At 53.8% G+C, this 19031-nt stretch carries 21 protein-coding genes; 2 read left to right on the top strand and 19 right to left on the bottom strand.

The window, feature by feature from the left end; all coding sequences use genetic code 11:
* Positions 1–3: 3 nt before the first annotated feature.
* Positions 4–450, bottom strand: a complete 447-nt coding sequence (rplM, locus tag KJY78_RS02290) for a 50S ribosomal protein L13 (protein ID WP_214336968.1) — start codon at positions 448–450, stop codon at positions 4–6.
* 205 nt (positions 451–655) lie between these two features.
* Here rplM and KJY78_RS02285 point away from each other — a divergent pair, with 205 nt between their 5' ends.
* Positions 656–2641 (top strand): acyltransferase family protein, encoded by a 1986-nt coding sequence (locus KJY78_RS02285; RefSeq protein ID WP_214336967.1) that lies wholly within the window; start codon positions 656–658, stop codon positions 2639–2641.
* Between the two features lie 251 nt (positions 2642–2892).
* Here the strand turns inward: KJY78_RS02285 and rplQ are convergent, their stop codons facing one another.
* The 10 genes from rplQ to KJY78_RS02235 all read right to left on the bottom strand — a co-directional run bounded on the left by rplQ (position 2893) and on the right by KJY78_RS02235 (position 10153).
* Positions 2893–3447, bottom strand: a complete 555-nt coding sequence (rplQ, locus tag KJY78_RS02280; RefSeq protein WP_214336965.1) for a 50S ribosomal protein L17 — start codon at positions 3445–3447, stop codon at positions 2893–2895.
* Between the two features lie 28 nt (positions 3448–3475).
* Positions 3476–4480, bottom strand: coding sequence for a DNA-directed RNA polymerase subunit alpha (locus tag KJY78_RS02275; protein WP_214336964.1), 1005 nt, complete (start codon positions 4478–4480; stop codon positions 3476–3478).
* A gap of 99 nt (positions 4481–4579) precedes the next feature.
* Positions 4580–4978, bottom strand: a complete 399-nt coding sequence (gene rpsK / locus KJY78_RS02270) for a 30S ribosomal protein S11 (protein WP_214336963.1) — start codon at positions 4976–4978, stop codon at positions 4580–4582.
* A gap of 33 nt (positions 4979–5011) precedes the next feature.
* On the bottom strand, positions 5012–5380 hold the full coding sequence (rpsM, locus tag KJY78_RS02265) for a 30S ribosomal protein S13 (RefSeq protein ID WP_214336961.1): 369 nt from the start codon (positions 5378–5380) through the stop codon (positions 5012–5014).
* 147 nt (positions 5381–5527) lie between these two features.
* The gene (rpmJ, locus tag KJY78_RS02260) at positions 5528–5641 is read right to left on the bottom strand and encodes a 50S ribosomal protein L36 (RefSeq protein WP_214336960.1); all 114 of its coding nucleotides are present in this window, start codon (positions 5639–5641) and stop codon (positions 5528–5530) included.
* Positions 5642–5707: 66 nt separating this feature from the next.
* Positions 5708–5929 carry a translation initiation factor IF-1 gene (gene infA, locus KJY78_RS02255; RefSeq protein ID WP_214336959.1) on the bottom strand — a complete coding sequence of 74 codons (222 nt, stop codon included), beginning with the start codon at positions 5927–5929 and terminating at the stop codon, positions 5708–5710.
* A 150-nt stretch (positions 5930–6079) separates the two neighbouring features.
* Positions 6080–6916 carry a type I methionyl aminopeptidase gene (map, locus tag KJY78_RS02250; RefSeq protein WP_348771166.1) on the bottom strand — a complete coding sequence of 279 codons (837 nt, stop codon included), beginning with the start codon at positions 6914–6916 and terminating at the stop codon, positions 6080–6082.
* Between the two features lie 3 nt (positions 6917–6919).
* Positions 6920–7516, bottom strand: coding sequence for an adenylate kinase (locus KJY78_RS02245; protein WP_214336956.1), 597 nt, complete (start codon positions 7514–7516; stop codon positions 6920–6922).
* A 3-nt stretch (positions 7517–7519) separates the two neighbouring features.
* The gene (gene secY / locus KJY78_RS02240; protein ID WP_214336955.1) at positions 7520–8842 is read right to left on the bottom strand and encodes a preprotein translocase subunit SecY; all 1323 of its coding nucleotides are present in this window, start codon (positions 8840–8842) and stop codon (positions 7520–7522) included.
* Between the two features lie 327 nt (positions 8843–9169).
* Positions 9170–10153: a class C sortase gene (locus KJY78_RS02235; protein ID WP_214336954.1), complete on the bottom strand. Its 984-nt coding sequence runs from the start codon at positions 10151–10153 to the stop codon at positions 9170–9172.
* A 199-nt stretch (positions 10154–10352) separates the two neighbouring features.
* On the opposite strand from KJY78_RS02235, the gene KJY78_RS02230 reads away from it, so the two are divergent.
* Positions 10353–10931: a PepSY domain-containing protein gene (locus tag KJY78_RS02230; protein ID WP_214336953.1), complete on the top strand. Its 579-nt coding sequence runs from the start codon at positions 10353–10355 to the stop codon at positions 10929–10931.
* On the opposite strand, the gene tsaD is transcribed toward KJY78_RS02230, so the two are convergent.
* The 8 genes from tsaD to KJY78_RS02190 form a co-directional block, all read right to left on the bottom strand.
* The gene (tsaD, locus tag KJY78_RS02225; RefSeq protein ID WP_214336951.1) at positions 10924–11988 is read right to left on the bottom strand and encodes a tRNA (adenosine(37)-N6)-threonylcarbamoyltransferase complex transferase subunit TsaD; all 1065 of its coding nucleotides are present in this window, start codon (positions 11986–11988) and stop codon (positions 10924–10926) included. The two genes, KJY78_RS02230 and tsaD, sit on opposite strands and share 8 nt — an antisense overlap.
* A gap of 110 nt (positions 11989–12098) precedes the next feature.
* Positions 12099–12557, bottom strand: coding sequence for a ribosomal protein S18-alanine N-acetyltransferase (rimI, locus tag KJY78_RS02220; RefSeq protein ID WP_214336950.1), 459 nt, complete (start codon positions 12555–12557; stop codon positions 12099–12101).
* Positions 12554–13279: a tRNA (adenosine(37)-N6)-threonylcarbamoyltransferase complex dimerization subunit type 1 TsaB gene (gene tsaB, locus KJY78_RS02215; protein ID WP_214336949.1), complete on the bottom strand. Its 726-nt coding sequence runs from the start codon at positions 13277–13279 to the stop codon at positions 12554–12556. The genes rimI and tsaB overlap by 4 nt, the downstream gene beginning before the upstream one ends.
* Positions 13263–13958 carry a tRNA (adenosine(37)-N6)-threonylcarbamoyltransferase complex ATPase subunit type 1 TsaE gene (gene tsaE, locus KJY78_RS02210; RefSeq protein WP_250544083.1) on the bottom strand — a complete coding sequence of 232 codons (696 nt, stop codon included), beginning with the start codon at positions 13956–13958 and terminating at the stop codon, positions 13263–13265. Before tsaE ends, tsaB begins: the two co-directional genes overlap by 17 nt.
* 85 nt (positions 13959–14043) lie before the next feature.
* Positions 14044–15945 (bottom strand): translational GTPase TypA, encoded by a 1902-nt coding sequence (gene typA, locus KJY78_RS02205; RefSeq protein ID WP_214336948.1) that lies wholly within the window; start codon positions 15943–15945, stop codon positions 14044–14046.
* A gap of 289 nt (positions 15946–16234) precedes the next feature.
* The gene (locus KJY78_RS02200) at positions 16235–16750 is read right to left on the bottom strand and encodes a hypothetical protein (RefSeq protein ID WP_214336947.1); all 516 of its coding nucleotides are present in this window, start codon (positions 16748–16750) and stop codon (positions 16235–16237) included.
* Between the two features lie 45 nt (positions 16751–16795).
* Positions 16796–17296 carry a thiol peroxidase gene (gene tpx, locus KJY78_RS02195; protein WP_214336945.1) on the bottom strand — a complete coding sequence of 167 codons (501 nt, stop codon included), beginning with the start codon at positions 17294–17296 and terminating at the stop codon, positions 16796–16798.
* A 274-nt stretch (positions 17297–17570) separates the two neighbouring features.
* On the bottom strand, positions 17571–19031 hold a 1461-nt coding region (locus KJY78_RS02190), incomplete at its 5' end, for an LPXTG cell wall anchor domain-containing protein (protein WP_214336944.1).

The following is a 19031-nucleotide window of genomic DNA, read 5'->3' as shown; positions in this document are numbered from 1 at the left end:
CAGCTACTGCGCTACCTGGTCGATGGTGTACTCGGTTGGCTGCTGCGCAGCGTGTGGATGCTCAGATCCCGCATAAACTTTAAGCTTGCGAAACTGGTCACGACCGAGTGAGTTCTTTGGCAACATTCCTCGAACGGCTTTTTCAACAGCGCGCTCAGGGCGTTCAGCCAAAAGCTCGGTGTAGCTTACAGCTCGCAAGCCGCCCGGATAACCCGAGTGGCGGTACGCCATTTTTTTAGCCGCTTTACCGTTGGTAAGAACAACTTTATCAGCGTTAATGATAATTACGTAATCACCCATGTCCATATGCGGAGCAAAGGTTGTTTTATGCTTACCGCGCAAAAGAGCTGCGGCGTGTGACGCAAGACGACCGAGTACCACGCCTGCTGCGTCAATAACGAGCCAGTCGTGCTGCTGATCAGCTGCTTTAGGTGTATATGTGCGAGTCACTTAAGTGCTGCTTTCTGTCGAGATGGAGATGTTCGTGGATCCCACTCCAGCCACTTCGTGTTACGTCGGTGGCAACGGAGGGCTCACATTCGGGGGCACAAAAAATGCGCCAATTAGACACTCTATCACACTATAACGCGCGGGGCAACACAATCCGACCGGGCTAAAGACGAAACACAGTAACAACTACTAAAGTTGTACTGGTATGAAAACTCATCCGCGATCCGCCACACAAGCCAGAAACCCGCTAGGTTATGCGCCTTTCCCGGGTCTCACCGGGCTACGCGCAATCGCGGTAATCGCGGTTGTTATCTACCATTTCTTCCCCAAGGCGCTCCCCGGTGGCTTTCTGGGAGTGGATATTTTCTTCTGCGTATCAGGGTTTTTGATCACGTCACTGCTGCTGCGCGAGTATTCGCTCACGGGTCGTATTAACCTGCCGGGGTTCTGGAAGCGCCGCGCGCGGCGACTGCTCCCAGCGCTCGCGGTAACGCTCGCGGTCTCAGCATCGCTGGCAGGGCTTCTGGGAGGCGATATTCTCCTGAATCTGCGCGGGCAGCTGCTCTCCAGCGCACTTTTTGCCGCAAACTGGTTCTACATTATCAAGGGCAGCAACTACTTCACGCAGGACGCCCCCGAGCTTTTCCGCAACACCTGGTCGCTGGGCGTGGAAGAACAGTTTTATTTGCTGCTGCCGTTGCTCCTGCTGCTCTTAAAACGAGCGCCAAACAATAACGCACGGCTGGCGGTTTTTCTGCTGTGCGGAGGCGCTTCGGTGCTCGCGATGACATCGATGAGCGCGGCCGGGGTCTCCGCAAGCCGCATTTATTTTGGATCAGACTCGCACAGCTCTGGGCTGCTACTGGGCGCTTCCCTGGCGCTCGCGCTGCATCGCAAACCGGGCAGTCACAAAGCCCCGAGCTGGTATCGGCAAATCGTTTATATGCTGGGCACCTGCTCAGGTCTAATCGCGCTGTTGATAATGTTTCTAATTCTGCAGGAGGGCTCGGCTGAGAGTTTCCAGGGTGGTATTCTGCTGGCGACATTCGCAACCATCGGCATTATCACGTGTGTCACAGGCTACAGGTCGCTACCGGGCAAGCTTCTCGACAGCGGTCCGCTCAAAGAAATCGGGCAAAAATCGTACGGCATCTATCTCTGGCACTGGCCGCTCCTACTAATTACAAGCGCCGCTTTTGAGCAACTCTCGCCCGATTGGCGCGCCTTGCTGGTGCCCCTTGTTACGCTGCCGTTAACGTTTGTTGCGGCCACTTTTTCGTACCGCTATATTGAGCAACCGATCAGGCAGGGCGGATTTATAAACTCACTCAGAAAACTGGCTGCTGCGCTGTCACCACAGGCTCCTTCGCGGATCCGCGCGCTGGCGTTCTGCATCACGAGCGCGATGCTGCTTTCGCTAACAGGCACGGGGTTTGCGCTGGCGCAGCAACCGCGCGCCAGCAGAGCACAAATCGCAATCGAGCGCGGCGTGCAGGCATTAGAACAGCAGCGCTCAGCGCAGCCTCGCGACCCCGGTAAGCAGTCGGACACCCCGGATAGCCCGCCCGGCAATCCAGCACAACACCCCCACACAACAGAAAACGCGACAGCGCACGCCATCACCGGTGACAAGGTGAGTGCGGTTGGCGACTCTGTTATGCTTGCGTCAGCCGGTGAGCTCACAGCCGCGCTGCCCAATATTTCCGTGGATGCGGCAGTTTCCAGGCATTTTGGCACCGGAATAGACATTTTTGAACAGTTGCGCGCTAACGGCGAGCTGCGCGAGTATATGATCGTGGCGCTGGCCACGAACGGCCCGATCAGAACGGAAGATTTGACCAGGCTCGCAGAGTTTAGCACCAGCCACAAAATGGTTGTTGTGACCGGGTATGCTAACAGGTCATGGATTGCAGAGAACAATCAGATACTGGCGCACTTTGCGCAGGTGCGACGCGGAGTCACCCTTGCAGACTGGAACGCGGCAATAGCCGCGCACCTTGAAAAGCTCGCCGACGACGAAATTCACCCGGAACCTGCCGGAGCTGAAATTTATGCAAAGACGGTAGCGGATGCTCTGCAGCGCCTAAACAGCCACGCAGAACAACCGCAAAACTCCAAAATCCCATATCTGCTCGAGCTAACAGAGCAGCGCAGTAAGATTCTGCCGCAGTTCGACTTGCTCGAGCAGTAACTGCCCGATAATCTCGTGCAACACGGAGCTACAATATTAAAACGTCAGCCCCACTTTCAGAGTGTTAAACTACAAACCTGTAAAGCCACTGCCACAAAGGATCACGCAGGTAAACGAACAGCCGACCAAAACGTACAGAGCACCAAACCGCACGCTTCTAAAGCTCTTAGCGCACATAAAAATAGCGCCGACTGAAAACACTCGGCGCTATTTCAGCTATGAACCAGAAGCTGATCTTTAATCAAAATAGCTTATTTAACTTCTGCTACGGTTTCTACTTCCGTATCCGCGCTTGCTGCGGCAACCTCGGTTGCCGCAGCAGTTGTTTCCGCTGTGGTCTCAGCAACCTCTTCAGCTGCTACAGCCCCTTCAGCCACAGTTTCGTCAGCGCTTTCAACAGCAGCCTCTGTTGCAGTAGGAGCGGCTTTAACAGCACCCTTTTTAGCAACCGGCTCAAGCACTAGCTCGATAATCGCCATGGGAGCGTTATCGCCCTTGCGAGGAGTTGTTTTAATAATGCGTGTGTAGCCACCCTCACGCTCTGCAACAAGCGGAGCAATATCTGTGAACAGTTCATGCACAACTGATTTGTCAAGAATCTGACGCATTACGCGACGGCGTGAGTGCAGGTCGCCGCGCTTCGCGAAGGTCACAAGACGCTCGGCAACGGGACGCAAGCGCTTTGCTTTGGTCTCAGTTGTTTTGATCCGCTTGTGCTCAAAAAGCTGTGAGGCCAGCTGGTTGAGCATTAAACGCTCATGTGTTGGTCCACCACCAAGGCGTGCCCCCTTAGTTGGTCTAGGCATTTTTATCTCCTAAAATCTCAGTGAGCCGCTACCGCTGCTCTGCCTCTAAATTGTCGCCGTCTTCGTAGCTATAGTAGTTAGCTCCGTCAAGCCCTGGTATCGAATCTTTCAGTGAAAGACCGCGCTCAGCGAGCTTACTGTTAACCTCCACAACCGATTTCGCGCCAAAGTTTCTGATGTTAGTCAGCTCTGTTTGCGACAGTGTCACAAGCTGACTTACGGTGTCGATGCCCTCGCGTTTCAGGCAGTTGTAGCTGCGCATTGAAAGATCGAGATCCTCAATTGGGATCGCAAGTTCGCTATCCGCAGGAAGATCAACCGGATTTTGACCGATTTCAATACCTTCCGCAGCGGGGTTAAGCTCGCTCGCCATGCCGAACAGCTCAACAAGAGTTGATCCCGCAGAGGCAAGCGCGTCGCGCGGGCTAATAGCCGGTTTGGTTTCCACGTCAATGATGAGGCGATCGAAGTCGGTGCGCTCACCCGCACGGGTTGCCTCAACGTCGTATGTAACCTTAAGCACTGGAGAGTAGATAGAGTCAACCGGGATTCTACCAACCTCTGCGTCTTCGTTGCGGTTCTGCTGCGCTGATACGTAACCGCGACCACGCTCGATCGTTAGATCAAGCTCGAACTGCGCATCCGCACTGCAAGTTGCGATAACCAAATCTGGGTTGTGGATTTCAACACCCGCAGGGGTTGAAATATCAGCTGCGGTGATTACACCGGCGCCTGATTTGCGCAGATGCGCGGTAATGGGCTCGTCGTGCTCGCTAGAAACAACCAGACCCTTGATGTTGAGAATAATATCTGTAACATCTTCGCTAATATGCGGGATGGTTGTGAATTCGTGCGCAACACCCTCAAAGCTAACGCTTGTAACAGCCGCGCCCGGAATAGATGAAAGCAGTGTGCGACGCAGGGAATTGCCTAGCGTGTAGCCGAAACCTGGTTCAAGAGGCTCGAACACAAAGCGTGAACGAAACTCTGAAATTGTTTCTTCTGTAAGTGTAGGTCGCTGTGCTATGAGCACTGTTCATTCCTTTCGTTAAAGAGTCCACTATCTGGCTCAATACGGTTTAAAGGGTTAGGGAAAAGCCCCGCAATAAAGCACTGCGGGGGATGCTCAAAGCTAAACGCGACGCCGTTTTGAAGGGCGGCATCCGTTATGTGCCTGAGGTGTCACATCGGTAATAGAACCAACTTCAAGACCTGCGGCCTGCAGTGAGCGGATCGCAGTTTCACGTCCTGATCCTGGACCTTTAACGAAAACGTCAACTTTCTTCATGCCAAACTCTTGCGCTTTTTTAGCAGCTGATTCAGCTGCAAGCTGCGCCGCAAAAGGAGTTGATTTACGTGAGCCTTTGAAACCCGATTCGCCGGATGAAGCCCAGCTTAGAACCGCACCTGTAGGGTCAGTAATAGAAACGATCGTGTTGTTAAACGTTGACTTAATGTGAGCCTGACCCACTGCAACATTCTTTTTATCTTTGCGGCGTGGCTTACGCACCGCAGATTTTGGTGATGCCATAAAGTTCTCCTTGAAAAATTAGTGTGAGTGGGGTTACTTCTTCTTGCCTGCAACGGTGCGCTTTGGTCCCTTACGAGTCCGAGCGTTAGTCTTCGTGCGCTGTCCGTGCACGGGCAAGCCCTTGCGATGACGCAAGCCCTGGTAACTTCCAATTTCTACTTTACGGCGGATATCCGCAGCCACTTCACGGCGCAGATCACCCTCCACTTTAAAGTTACCCTCGATATAATCGCGCAGCGCTACAAGCTGATCATCATTAAGGTCTTTAACGCGGGTGTTTTTGTCAATACCAGTCTCAGCTAGTGTTTTCAGAGCGCGGGTGCGACCCACGCCATAAATGTATGTAAGAGCTACTTCTACGCGCTTCTCACGCGGAATATCAACTCCGGCCAGACGTGCCATAAGGCATCTCCTAGGTGTTTCTTGAAGGTGTGGAGCGTATCAGGTGTCTGAGCCTTCATCTCAAGGTGTTTTCAGCAAGCTGAGTTCTTAGATACGCGGATATATTACATAGTGTGCGTCCGAGGGCGCATGGTTCCTGGACTAAGATTAGCCCTGGCGCTGTTTGTGGCGTGGATTACTGCAGATAACCATAACCCGACCGTGACGGCGGATTACTTTGCACTTATCGCAAATCTTCTTAACGCTTGGTTTTACTTTCATAATGTTTCCATTTCTCGCTGTCCTCGTGAATGCGCTGCTAACCACGCAAACCGTTACTTTGTAGCTTTACTTGTAGCGATAGCTGATACGACCACGAGTTAGATCGTAAGGTGTGAGTTCAACAATTACTCGATCTTCTGGCAGAATACGAATATAGTTCTTGCGCATTTTGCCTGATATCTGCGCGAGCACAACGTGCCCGTTGGTTAGTTCAACACGAAAGTTAGCGTTGCGCAATGCTTCGACTACGCGCCCCTCAACCTCTATTACACCCTCTTTTTTAGTCATATCTCCTATTATCGCTTCAAATATTAACTACGCATGCGAGCACTTCGTGTTACTTACAAAAGCAAACAGCACAAAGCACCACCAAACAATACTACGCGATGTGTGCATAAACCGCAAACCGCGCGGAGCGCGATCCGCTAGTAAGCAAGGCTAGGCAATAGGAGTTGGTGTGATTCCAAACGGCGCGAGCCCTGCCGCGCCGCCGTCCTCAGCAGTTAGCACCCAAATGCCGTCTTTGTGCACGGCAACACTGTGCTCCCACTGGCAGCTGTCTTTACCATTGCGCAAACGCACCGTCCAGCCGTCGGCAGAGTCAACCGCACACTCGGCATTGTCAACGGCAATAATCGGCTCAATCGCAACCACCAGACCGGGTTTAATCTGCTCGCTACGCCCGGCGACCGCGTGATTGAACACGGGGGGAGCCTCGTGCATAGAGCGCCCAATACCGTGCCCGATATACTCTTCAACAATTTTATAATCGGTGTTTTTAGTGATGTAGTCTTCCACAGCAACGCCTATTTCGTTAACGTATTTTCCTTTTGCCAGGGCGGCAATACCGTGCCACATGGCCTCCTTTGTGTGGTCGCTCAGGCTTTCGCGTGCCGCCACCAGCTCGGGGCGATCCGCATCTGGAATTACAACAGTGAGCGCAGAATCCCCATTCCATCCTCCCAGCACAGCGCCGCAGTCAATGGAAATAATATCTCCCGGCTGCAGCACATAATCAGTTGGCACAGCGTGCACAACAGCATCGTTCACATTAGCGCAAATTGTGTGCTTGTAACCGGGCTCGAGCATGAAATTAGAGGCTGCGCCCAGCTCGCGAATCCGCGCCTCCGCCGCTCGATCAAGGTCAAGCAGTGTGGCTCCCGCTTTGCAAACGCTCTTCGCAGCTTCCAAAGCCTCGCGAGTGATTCGGTTTGGCTCAAGCATTAAGCGCAGCTGCGCTGGTGACTTGTAAATTGACCTTCTAACTCCGCGCACAGCTTACGACCCCAGTTTAACTGCGAGCGCAGTATTAATGCGCTCCGCAATTTCTGCAACGCTGCCCAGCCCGTCAACCGATACCAAAATGCCACGCTCGCTGAAAATAGCGACAAGCGGAGCCGTTTGCTCACGGTAAACATTCTGCCGGTGGCGGATCACCTCTTCGGTATCATCGGCACGCCCCTCACGGAATGCACGCTGTAACAGGCGCGACACAACAACATCGGTGTCCGCCTCGAGCATGATTACTGCGGTGAGCACCTCGCCGCGGTCTGCTAAAAACTGATCTAAAGCAACAACCTGAGCCTCGTTGCGTGGATACCCGTCAAGCAGAAAGCCGTTTACAACATCATCCTGCTGCAGCCTGTCAGCAACAATCTCGTTGGTTAGCGAGTCTGGCACAAGCTCGCCGGCGGCAATAATCTGCTGCACTTTTTGCCCGAGCTCGGTACCGGTTTTAATATTTTCCCTGAAAATATCGCCGGTCGAAATTGTTGGAATCTGATATTTCTCGGCAATTAGCTGCGCCTGAGTGCCTTTTCCTGCGCCAGGAGCGCCGATAATAAGCAGGTTTAGTTTAGTCAAATTATCAGTCATATCCTAGTTTTTTATAAGCCCCTCGTAGTGGCGCTCCTGCAGCTGCGCGTCAATCTGTTTCACAGTCTCAAGACCCACACCCACAATAATCAGAATTGAAGATCCGCCAAATGGGAAGTTCTGGTTTGCGCTAAACAAAGCCAGCGCAAACAGTGGGATCATCGCGATAAAGCCCAGGTACAACGCACCCGCTGAAGTAATTCTGTTGATCACATAGCGCAGGAAATCGGCTGTTGGCTGACCCGCGCGAATGCCCGGGATAAAACCGCCGTAGCGTTTCATATTGCCAGCTACCTCATCAGGGTTAAAAGTAATTCCCACGTAGAAGAACGCGAACGCAATTGTGAGCAGGAAGAACACCGCCATATAAATTGGCTGGTCACCGTAAACAAGATTGTTTTGAATCCACACAACCCACTCGGCAGGTTCTTTACCCGGAGCTGGGGTGTTGAACTGCGTAATAAGCAGCGGAATAAACAGAATCGACGACGCGAAGATAACGGGGATAACGCCAGCCATATTCACCTTAATCGGAATGTACGTGCTGCTGCCACCGTAAGTGCGGCGACCAATAACACGCTTCGCGTATTGCACAGGAATCCGACGCTGCGACTGCTCAACAAACACAACCGCGAGCATTACAACGAGTCCGATAAGAATTACGAATATGAAAATCTCCCAGCCTTTTGACTGCTGGATTGTCATCAACGCACCCGGGAAACCGGCCGCAATCGAGGTGAAAATAAGCAGTGACATACCGTTGCCGATACCACGCTCGGTAATCAGCTCACCAAGCCACATCACAAGCCCGGTGCCGGCTGTCATGGTCACAATCTGCACCAGCATCGCCCACCACTCAGGAGCAACGATTTTTTCGCAGGCGGCGGACTGTGCCGCACCAAAAAGCAATCCTGAACGAGCCGTTACCAGCAGGGTTGTTGCCTGCAAAATAGCAAGCCCAATTGTGAGATAGCGCGTGTATTGTGAGAGTTTAGCCTGCCCTGCCTGACCCTCCTGGTGCAGCGACTCAAAGTGTGGAATGACAACGCGCAACAGCTGCGTAATAATAGACGCGGTGATGTACGGCATAATGCCGAGCGCAAAAATAGAGAGCTGCAACAGTGCACCACCAGAAAACAAGTTGATCATCTGGTACAGCCCCGATGCGCTCTCCGCAGAGGTCAAACAAGCTTGCACGTTGTTGAAGTTAACGAACGGCGCAGGCACGAAAGAGCCTAGTCGAAATACCGCCATGATTGCAAGCGTAAAGAGTATCTTACGTCTCAAATCTGGTGTGCGAAAAACTCGACTAATAGCCCTGAACAAATTGTCCTCCGTCTACAAAACACGAAAGTGTATCAAAATAACTCAACAAGTCTATACCTTTGAGCGAGATAACGCCAGAATAAGCACTTTGCCAAACCACTAAAAGCAGTAACTAAGCCCCCGTTCCAAAACTATTTTAGCGGCGAAAACGTCAGTTGGAGTCTTATTTAGGCTTTCTGCAGCCTTTCGCGTGCATACAACTTGCTGCGCGCCCGCGATCGCACTTTCTGCTTTGCGCGGGCGCGAGTTTGAGCCGTGCCCGCCCCGAGTCCGTGCTTTCTACTCGCGTCGCAGTCACCCACGCTGGCGAAGTGCGCACCCGCTAGGTTAGCCCGCACCAACCAGCTCAGCGGCTTGCGCATCCGCATCTGCACCAGCATCCGCAGCTGCATTAGCATCCGCAGCTGCATTAGCTTCAGCATCAGCATCTGCACCAGCATCTGCATCCGCTTTTTTCTTCTTAGTCGGAAACAGCATATAGCGCACACCCAGAATCACGCCCGCAATCGAACCAACCCACATAATCAGCCACCACGGGAAACCCGGGTCAATGTCTTTTAAACCCTCGATTTCGTTTTTTGGAGTCGGACTCACGCGCTCGCCCGTCACAAGAATTCGGTGACTGTTAATGCCCAGCGGCGTGCAAGTAACGAGCGTCGCCAGATCTTTGCCAGCAACTGGCAAAATCGCCTGCCGATCATCTGGGTCAACAACCTGAATCTCGGAGATGCGATACGTTAAAACCTGCCCGAAAGTCTCAAAAGTAAAGATGTCACCCTTTTCGAGCCTGTCGAGATCCGTAAACATTCTCGCGCTCGCCAAGCCCCTGTGCGCGCTCACAACCGTACGGGTGCCATCGCCGCCAACCGGCAGAGAGGTACCCTCAAGGTGCCCCGCACCAACCAGCAAAACATCGTCGCTCACACTGTGGTAAATGGGCAGATCAACGTTAATTTTAGAGATTTTAATGCGCGACATAAGCCCCGTTGTGCCCACCTGCAGCTGCTGCTCGTACGGCTTCACGCCTGCTGGTAAGCTTGATTCGCCGTCAAAGGCAGTTGGGAAGCGCTCGCCAGAAGCAACCAGCGCACCCGAAACCAGAGCTTCGTTGTACAGCGAAGCCGCCTCAATCTGGGAATCTGGCGGCGGCAAAACCTTGTCAATTCCATTAGAATAGTCGCTGGTAACTTTTGACTGGTTGTAGGCAGAAACCCACTGGGAAGTGGATGGATACAGCATTAGCGTTACGCCGGTTATTAACACCAGCGAAATAAGAATCGGCAGCAGGTTACGCCTTACTTTTCTAAACATAAAACCCTATTTCTAACAGTCAGTCGCTTTAAGCGAGTGAAAACCGAGCCTTCCCGTACCTAGTATCCATCAGAATATCCTACCGCACCAGCTCGAAATGTGAATTCCAAACATTCTATAGCAAACAATCACGCGGACTTTAATGCAAGCGGCGATATTTTCCTATTATACACACAGATACATGCTATATCTTGCTTTTATGCTAAAAAGACTTTTCTCAACCGGACTTGTTACCGGAGTTGCTCTAGTAACTCTCACAGCATGCACAGCTAATAACAGCGCCAGTCCGATCAGCTCTCACAACAATCCGCCTGCGGGTCAAAGCACCCCTGCGCCGCAACCGCAAACCCCGTCACAAACCCCGCTGGGTGGCACCGCTGAAACGGCAAAAAGCGCTATTTCGCTCGCGTTGCAGGCATCAGGCGGCGGCAAAATCGCCAAGCTCGACTACGACTCCTCAGATGCCGAGTGGGAGATCGAAGTGGTTAGTAAAGATTACAAGCACGAGTTCACCGTGAGCGGCGACGGCAGCCGCATTATTTCAAAAGACACCCCGAAATTAGCCGATCGCGATGATGCGATCCGCACCCAAAACGCCCGCACAACCGCCGCTCAGGCGCTTGATGCCGCGCTCGCGCACACACCGGGACTTCTCGTTGAAATTGAGCTAGAGTCGGGTCACGGCGCGAACCCAATCTGGAAAGTGACCGTGCAACAGCAGAATTCGCAGGCAACCACCCGGGTACTGATCGACTCGGCCGACGGCAATATTATCTAGACTCGCCGACCATCACACTGGTGACCGGCAGGGTTGAATGGGCGCTAAAGTTCAAAAGTGACGGATCTTTGCCCGCAATAATCAGCTGCGCACCGAGCGAGGCAATCATCGCGCCGTTGTCTGTGCACAGTGACAGCGGCGGCACTCGCAAAGTAATATTGTGAGCGGCGCAGAGTTTTTCTGCGCGCCAGCGGATTTGCGAGTTGGCAACCACCCCGCCACCCAGAATCAAGTGCGACACCTCGCGTGTGAGGCAGGCATCAATCGTTTTGTGGAGCAGCACATCCGCCACCGCCTCCTGAAAGCTGGCAGCCACGTCTGCTCGATTAACGGTCCTGCCCTGCGCTAGCTCGCGCTCAACCCAGCGCGCAACCGAGGTTTTTAAGCCGGAGAAAGAAAAATCGTAACGGTGTTTCACAAGATCCGCAGGTTTCACAAGCCCCCGCGGGAATCTAATAGCAAGCGGATCGCCATCCGCCGCGATTCTGTCAATTTCAGGGCCGCCAGGGTACGGCAACTCGAGCACCCGCGCCACCTTGTCGAAAGCCTCGCCGGCCGCATCGTCGATTGTCTCGCCCAACATCACAACATCGTCAACCAAATCACGCACCAGCAACAGCGAAGTGTGTCCGCCGGAAACCAGCAGCGCCACGGTTGGCGTGTGCAGCGGCTCAGCGCTCGAGAGCAGCTCAGCGCCCACGTGAGCGACCAGGTGATTCACCCCGTACAACGGCACACCCAGCGCCAGCGCGAGCGCTTTTGCGGCCGCCACTCCAACCATGAGCGCACCCGCGAGCCCCGGCCCGGCAGTCACCGCGATCGCGTCTATCTCGCGCAGCTCAACTTGCGCGGCGCGTAGGGCCTGTGCAATCACGGATTCCAAGCTCTCCAGGTGCGCGCGGGCGGCAATCTCGGGCACAACCCCGCCAAACTTAGCGTGATCTGCCATCGAGGAGGCAATCACGTTGGCGAGCAGTTTTCTGCCGCGCACAATCCCCACGCCCGTCTCGTCACAGCTGGTTTCAATGCCCAGCACCAGTGGTTCTTGCCTGTTCATTCTTTCCAACCTCTGCTCCTGTTGTTGCGCGGCGCACGCTGTCTTTCAAACCTCTGTTGCGCGAGACGCGCTGTATCTTGCACTTCTGATCACATTCCGCGCGGTGCGCACTATAAAAACGCTCGCATAATCAACGCATCCACGCCCGCTGGCTGATAATATTTCGGCCGAATCGCGATCTGCTCAAAGCCGTTCTTCTGGTACAGTTTAATCGCCGGCGGATTATCAGCGCGCACCTCTAAAAATAGCTGTTTCGCTCCCGCCGCCAAGGCGCTTGCTACTATTTTATCTAGCAACAGCTGCCCCAAGCCACAGCCCTGATACTGTGCTGCAACCGCGATTGTTTGCAGATCCGCTTCACTGCCGAGCGCGAGCAACCCAGCATAGCCCACTATTTCATGTGCGACCGTCTCGAGCACCCAGTATGTGCGGTGCGGGGCTGTTAGCTCGTCGCGCACAAGATTTTGACTCCACGCGTCCGTGCCAAAAAGTTCCTGTTCAAGCGCGAATATCGCCTCGCAATCTGCGACAGTTGCCTGACGGATCGTGATTTGCGCCGCGCTAGTCATCGCTGAAACACAGATTTTACGGGCACCGGCTGGCGCACATCGGGGTCGCGCAGGTACACGGGTTGTTTTGAGCCAAACTCGAGCCCGTATGCGAGCCGCACAAGCGCGGCCTGCAGCAAACCGCTGCCGGAAACCCTGGTTGGCGTGTGGTCGCTGCCTGCAGCGGTAAACTCTGCGCGCGCAATCACCGCCGGTGCTACGGTGTTTACGGGGAGCAGAGCTTGCGGCGCAGTGTACCCGGTCACAAAAAGCTCTTTGCGGCGCGCGTCCTGCACTATGCGCACAGTGCTCGCCGCCGGATTGCTGTTAAAAAATTCAATTGCGCTAGCCTCGTGCGAAAGCACCGGCAGCAACGGTTTTGCAAGACCGATCGCAAATGCCGCAGCCGCCGCCATTCCAACCCGCAGCCCGGTGAACGAGCCAGGTCCCGTGCCCATTACAACCGCGTCGATATCGCTGACTGTAAGTTCTGCCTTCGCCAGTGCGTGGCGGATCACTTCCCCCACAACCTCGGCGTGCGCCATCGCGTTGTCGCTCACGCTCTGCCAGACTTTCACGCCACAGCTCAGACTTACAACAGTACCGAGTGAAGTGTCTATGGCGAGCAGCGCTGGTTCTGCTCGCAGGCGTGTCGCAGTGTTTATAGAGACTAGACCTAATATTTCTGTCGGAAGCGCCAGCTCTGGCAGCGCTTCGCCGCTAATTTCACTCTGCACAATCACGCTCTTCTCCCACTAGTTCTGCCGCTAAAATCTGCTGTTTAAGATGCTGCCAGCGTTCGCCGCGCGCTGTGAACTGTAAAACACGCGGTTCTGCGCCCTCAAATACAGCCTCGCCGTTAAAATATGGGGTTTCTGCGTTTGCCGCGTCTGGGCTACCCGTCGCACCCTGAACACCCACCGTGCTCGTGTTGCCATCCGCGCCCTCGCTAGACGCTCTTGCCGCACCCGCAAGGCCGGCGACCGGTGTACCGGCAACACCAGATGCATCGACGCCAGCACCAGCCATATCCGCCACGCTCCGTGTAATAACAATCTCGAGCGCGATTTCGTCGTCGGATACCAGCCCGGCACCCCACTCGGCAACAATAATACTGCTGGCGGTATCAATACCCAGATCTTCAAGCTCTGCGCTAGACTCGAGCCGATAAGCGTCAATGTGCACAAAATCAACGTTCGCCACGGTTTTGTGCGTGCGCGCGATAATAAAAGTCGGGCTGCTAATGTTATCGAGCACTCGCGCGCCCTCGCCGATGCCTCGCGTCAACGTTGTTTTGCCAGCGCCCAGCTCGCCCGTGAGCAAAATCAGATCCCCCGCCCGCAGCAGCTCGCCCAGACGCACGCCCAACGCGTGCATCTGGCTCGGAGTTGCAACCATCTGTTCCCAAGTTGTTGTGTTCATAGCTGCTTAGATCCTCAAATTAGCGGGAGGTGTGGGTAGCGGATGGCTGCGGCACAGGGTCTCAAACATCCGCCTGCCGCTTACACTACTGGTTTTTAAGCTTGTTAGCCGCTTTTTTACGCTCGTTCGCGTCGAGCTCAACCTTACGGATGCGCACGATTTCGGGCGTCACCTCGACACACTCGTCTTCACGGGCAAACTCGAGGCACTCTTCCAGCGTAAGCTGTTTTGGCGGGGTCATTGTTTCCATCACATCGGCGTTAGAAGAGCGCATATTGGTGAGCTTCTTCTCTTTTGTAATGTTTACTTCCATATCGTCAGCGCGCGAATTCTCGCCAACAACCATACCCTCGTAAACCTCTTCACCGGGTTGCACAAAGAATGTCATCCGCTCCTGCAGGTTCATAATTGCAAACGGAGTTGCAACTCCCGACCTGTCGGCTATAATCGAACCGTTTTGACGGGTTGTGATAACCCCAGCCCACGGACCGTAGCCGTGCGAAATAGCGTTTGCAATACCCGTGCCGCGAGTTGTTGTCATAAACTCTGATCTGAAGCCGATAAGCCCACGCGATGGCACAATAAACTCCATCCGCACCCAGCCTGTGCCGTGATTGCTCATGCCTTCCATGCGCCCCTTGCGCGCCGCAAGCAGCTGCGTGATCGCACCCAAGTATTCCTCGGGAGCGTCAATTGTGAGGTGCTCGAACGGCTCATGCACTGCCCCGTCAATGGTTTTTGTAACAACCTGAGGTTTGCCCACGGTCAGCTCGAAACCCTCACGGCGCATATTCTCAACGAGAATCGCCAGCGCCAGCTCACCGCGACCCTGTACCTCCCAGGCATCAGGACGACCGATGTCTTCAACCCTAAGCGACACGTTACCAATCAGCTCGCGATCGAGGCGGTCTTTAATCATGCGGGCTGTGAGTTTGTGCCCTTTAACCTTGCCAACCAAAGGCGATGTGTTAGCTCCGATTGTCATTGAGATTGCCGGATCATCTACTGTGATTACGGGCAGGGGGCGCACATCTTCGCTATCGGCTATTGTCTCGCCAATGGTAATGTTGTCAATGCCCGCGATTGCTACAATATCACCCGGGCCTGCGGTTTCTGCAGGGAAACGTGTTAGTGCTTTGGTGAGCATCAGCTCGGTTACGCGCACGTTTTGTACGGTTTCGTCATTGCGCACCCACGCTACGGTCTCGCCTTTGCGAATATTGCCGTGGTGCACACGCAAAAGCGCGATTCTGCCCAGAAACGGCGACGAGTCAAGGTTTGTGACGTGCGCCTGCAGCGGGTGCTCGTCGTCATACTCGGGCGCTGGCACGTGACGCACAATGGCTTCAAACAGAGGCTCTAGATCTTCGTTGTCTGGGAGCGCACCATCGGCCGGACGGTTGTGGCTGGCAGCCCCCGCGCGCCCTGACAGGTACACCGTCGGCACGTTCAACACGGCATCAACGTCTATTTCTGGCTGATCTTCTGCGAGGTCTGAAGCCAGCCCCAGCAGCAAATCTTGCGCTTCAGATTCCACCGCTGCAATGCGCGCATCCGGGCGGTCAGTTTTGTTTACCGCGAGAATCACCGGCAGGTGCGCCTCCAGAGCTTTGCGCAGCACAAAGCGCGTCTGCGGCAGCGGACCTTCTGAGGCGTCAACGAGCAGCACAACGCCGTCAACCATTGAGAGCGCCCGCTCAACTTCGCCGCCAAAATCGGCGTGTCCGGGCGTATCCACCACATTAATGGTGATGGTGTTACCTCCAGAGTGCGCACCCGCGTAGGCGATGGCAGTGTTCTTGGCAAGAATTGTAATGCCTTTTTCGCGCTCGAGATCGTTTGAGTCCATAACCCGATCGTCAACATCAGCGTGAGCTTCAAAGCTGTTGGTCTGTTTGAGCATCGCGTCAACCAGGGTTGTTTTACCGTGATCAACGTGCGCCACAATTGCGACATTGCGCAAGTCACTGCGTTTGGCTAGTGCCATATGTGTTTTCCTTACAGGTTTTCAATTTGATTCAGCTACCCATTCTACCAGCGCAGCTCGAGTTTTGCCGATGTGTAGCAAGCAAAGCGCGGTTTGGTGCGGATCACCCCGCCGCGAGCGGGTGCTGCAGTTTATTCAGCGCGCTAGCTTCGCCCTGTGCGCACAGGTCTATTCCGCGCACTAAGTTTTTGCGTGCCAAGTTGCGGGGTCGCGCAGGTGCGCCGGTCTAAATAAGAGCACCCGATGCTAGCACAACGCCCCGCTCAGAGCAGCGGGCTGTGCTAAGGGTTTACTCGACCCGCTGGGTTGTTACCGCTGCCTCGAGCAGACCCCAAATTTCATTGTAAACTTCGAGAGCCACCTCACACTGCGCTGCGGGTTTCAGGGCGGTGAGCTTGCTGCCCTCGCGCTTAAACCCGAACTGCTCGCGCAACGGCGCACACTCTTGCGGCAGCGAGTTAATCAAGTCACTGCTTAAAATAGCCACGCCGTCTTTCAACTCATACCGGGCAGAGCCAAACTTCGCCGAAAGATCAACGGTCACACCCCACTGGGTAATGCTAAAAGCGTAGGTGCTGCCGGGGTTTACCTGCGGTGTTTTAAGCTTCGGAACGTGTACTGTTGGCGGCACATTCTCTTGTGCGCTCTCCTTCTGTTGTGCTGCGGTTTCCTGTTCTCTAGTGTGCCCCGCTTCACCGATTTTAATCAGGATTGTTGACAGCGCAATGGCAATAATCGTGACAACCCCAACCGTTATCCACGGCAAAATTGCGTATTTAGCCTGATCGTTTTTTATAGAATTCACTGTTTTAAAGCTTCAAAAACATTGCAACATGAGTCGCGACGATGCTTATCCGCGCAGGGCAGCAAAGGCCGCCTCGTAGTCGGGTTCGTCAGCAACTTCTTGCACCAGCTCGGTGTAAACAATCTCGCCTGCGGCGCTAATAACCACTATGGCGCGCGCGAAAAACCCGGTCAGTGGCCCCTCTGCCAGGGTTATGCCGTAGTCTTCACCGAACGATGATTTGAAAGCGGATAACGGCTCAACACTGTCGATGCCCTCTGACCCGCAGAATCTTTTTTGCGCAAAGGGCAAATCTTTAGAGATGCAAAGCACGACGGTTTCTTGCAAACCGGCCGCGCGCTCGTTAAAGCGGCGCACGCTTGTTGCGCAGGTTTTTGTGTCGACGCTGGGAAAGATATTCAGAATTATCTGTTTGCCAGCGTAGTTTTGAAGCGACTTTTGCCTCAAGTCAAGATCGACAAGGGTGAAATCGGGAGCCTTTGTGCCCACACTGGGCAGCTCGCCAACCGTTGTAACGTCGTTTCCGTGCTCTTTTAATCTAGCCATACAGCTATTTTATCGGCACGCAGCTGAGTAAATGCTTATTAAAGCTAGGGGCATTTACTCAGCTGCGACCAAAATTTGTTCTGCTCGATTGCACCTGTGGCGCGGTATCTGGCGGATACTAACGCCCGGCATTAGTAGCCTCGCTGGTGCAAGGTGTGGTGTGCTTTAACTGGCGCGGGCAGCGTTAACACAACACCACCCGCCTATGCTAGCCATCCAGGGGCTGACACCCGAGCGGTCAAACCACCCGCCTGTTGCTTCTGCTTGTGGGGTGTTACACGCGAGCCTGTAACCGTCGGCGTGCCACAAGCCCCGCCGCAACACCAACTATCAGCACACCTGCTCCTGCTAGATACAGCCAGTCGGACGCGACACCTCCGGTGAGTGGCAGCGGTGGTGCAACAGCCATGAATTTGCGTTGTACACGAACCTCGTGTTCAACCCGGGTATCTCCCATAACCTTCGTAAGCTTTTGCTCACTCATAGTTACGCCCTTAAACTCCCAACCATCAGGAGCTGTTATGTTGCGTACTGTTACTGTGCAGTTGCTTCCAGCCCACACCCTACTATCCACAACCTTAGCAGACCACGAAGCATAATTAACAAGATCAGCATAATCAACCATATGCATGAAAGTAGTATTATGCCGAAACGGGGTAACACAGTTGACACTACCCGACACGGTCACAACACCCGTGGTGGGGTAATCCCCCACAGGCTGCAACACAAGCGAAACAGCAACCCGCTTATTCTTAACAGTAACTTTCTGACTAGCCCTATTATTACCCTGGTTAGCATCAGCAAACGCAGACACCGCAGAAGCTGTAAAATCACGGCTGTTAGCCTCAAACAACCCAGCCTCACCTGTAACAGTCACCGTAACACTACCCCCAGCAGGAATCCGCGGTATTGTTGCTGTAACCGTGTGGTTAGCTGCGTCATACCGCCATGCGGCAGGGCACATAGCACCCCTCGCAGACTGACAAGCTGGTGTGGCTGTGGCGTTTGTTTTCACAAACCCATCACGTGGTAGCTGAACAGTAACAGGCACATTACTTGCCTCGTTCCCACTAGCTGCTACCACAAACGACACAGCCACAGACCCGCCACCATTAACACTCACACCACCACCAGCAGCAGTAACTGCAACATCAACAGGAATCCGCTCAACCTCCAACCGTATTTGAACAGTACGCTCAGACATGATATTTGATTCTGTTACCACAATAGGTGTATTCGTTTTCCATCTCCAACCAGCAGAAACCATACCCTTGTTAAGAGTTATCACACAATTACTACCCACATCAACCATGTTATGCAATTCTCGTTCCCACCTGCCGTTTGCTAGCTGGTTGTGTTTCAGAGTAAACATCAGAGTTTTCCTGCTTGGCTGGCTACCAGGAAAAGTACACACAACATCACCCCTTACAACAACCTGTCCTTCAGTAAGCCCCACAGGCTGAAACGAAGCCTTCAACACCGTTTTACGAGAAACAATTGTAAACATGGCTTGAGAGGGAGTGGCGGTGAAAGATTCTGAATGGGCAGCACCACCAAGTTTGCCGATAGGAAACTCAATCACTCCGTCAGCGGTAGTGGTAACCGTGTGAGACCCGATATGGTTTGTTGCAGTACCTTTTATTAGAACAGTGTCATCAAACAACTGCGCCGCGCCATCGTCCTTACTGTGATAAGAACGTAAACCACCAGTTAGCGTACGTGACTGTTGGTTATA

Source organism: Canibacter zhuwentaonis (assembly GCF_018531145.1).
In the GTDB taxonomy this organism is placed as follows: Bacteria; Actinomycetota; Actinomycetes; order Actinomycetales; family Microbacteriaceae; genus Canibacter; species Canibacter zhuwentaonis.
This window is presented reverse-complemented; position numbering and strand designations above follow the sequence as displayed.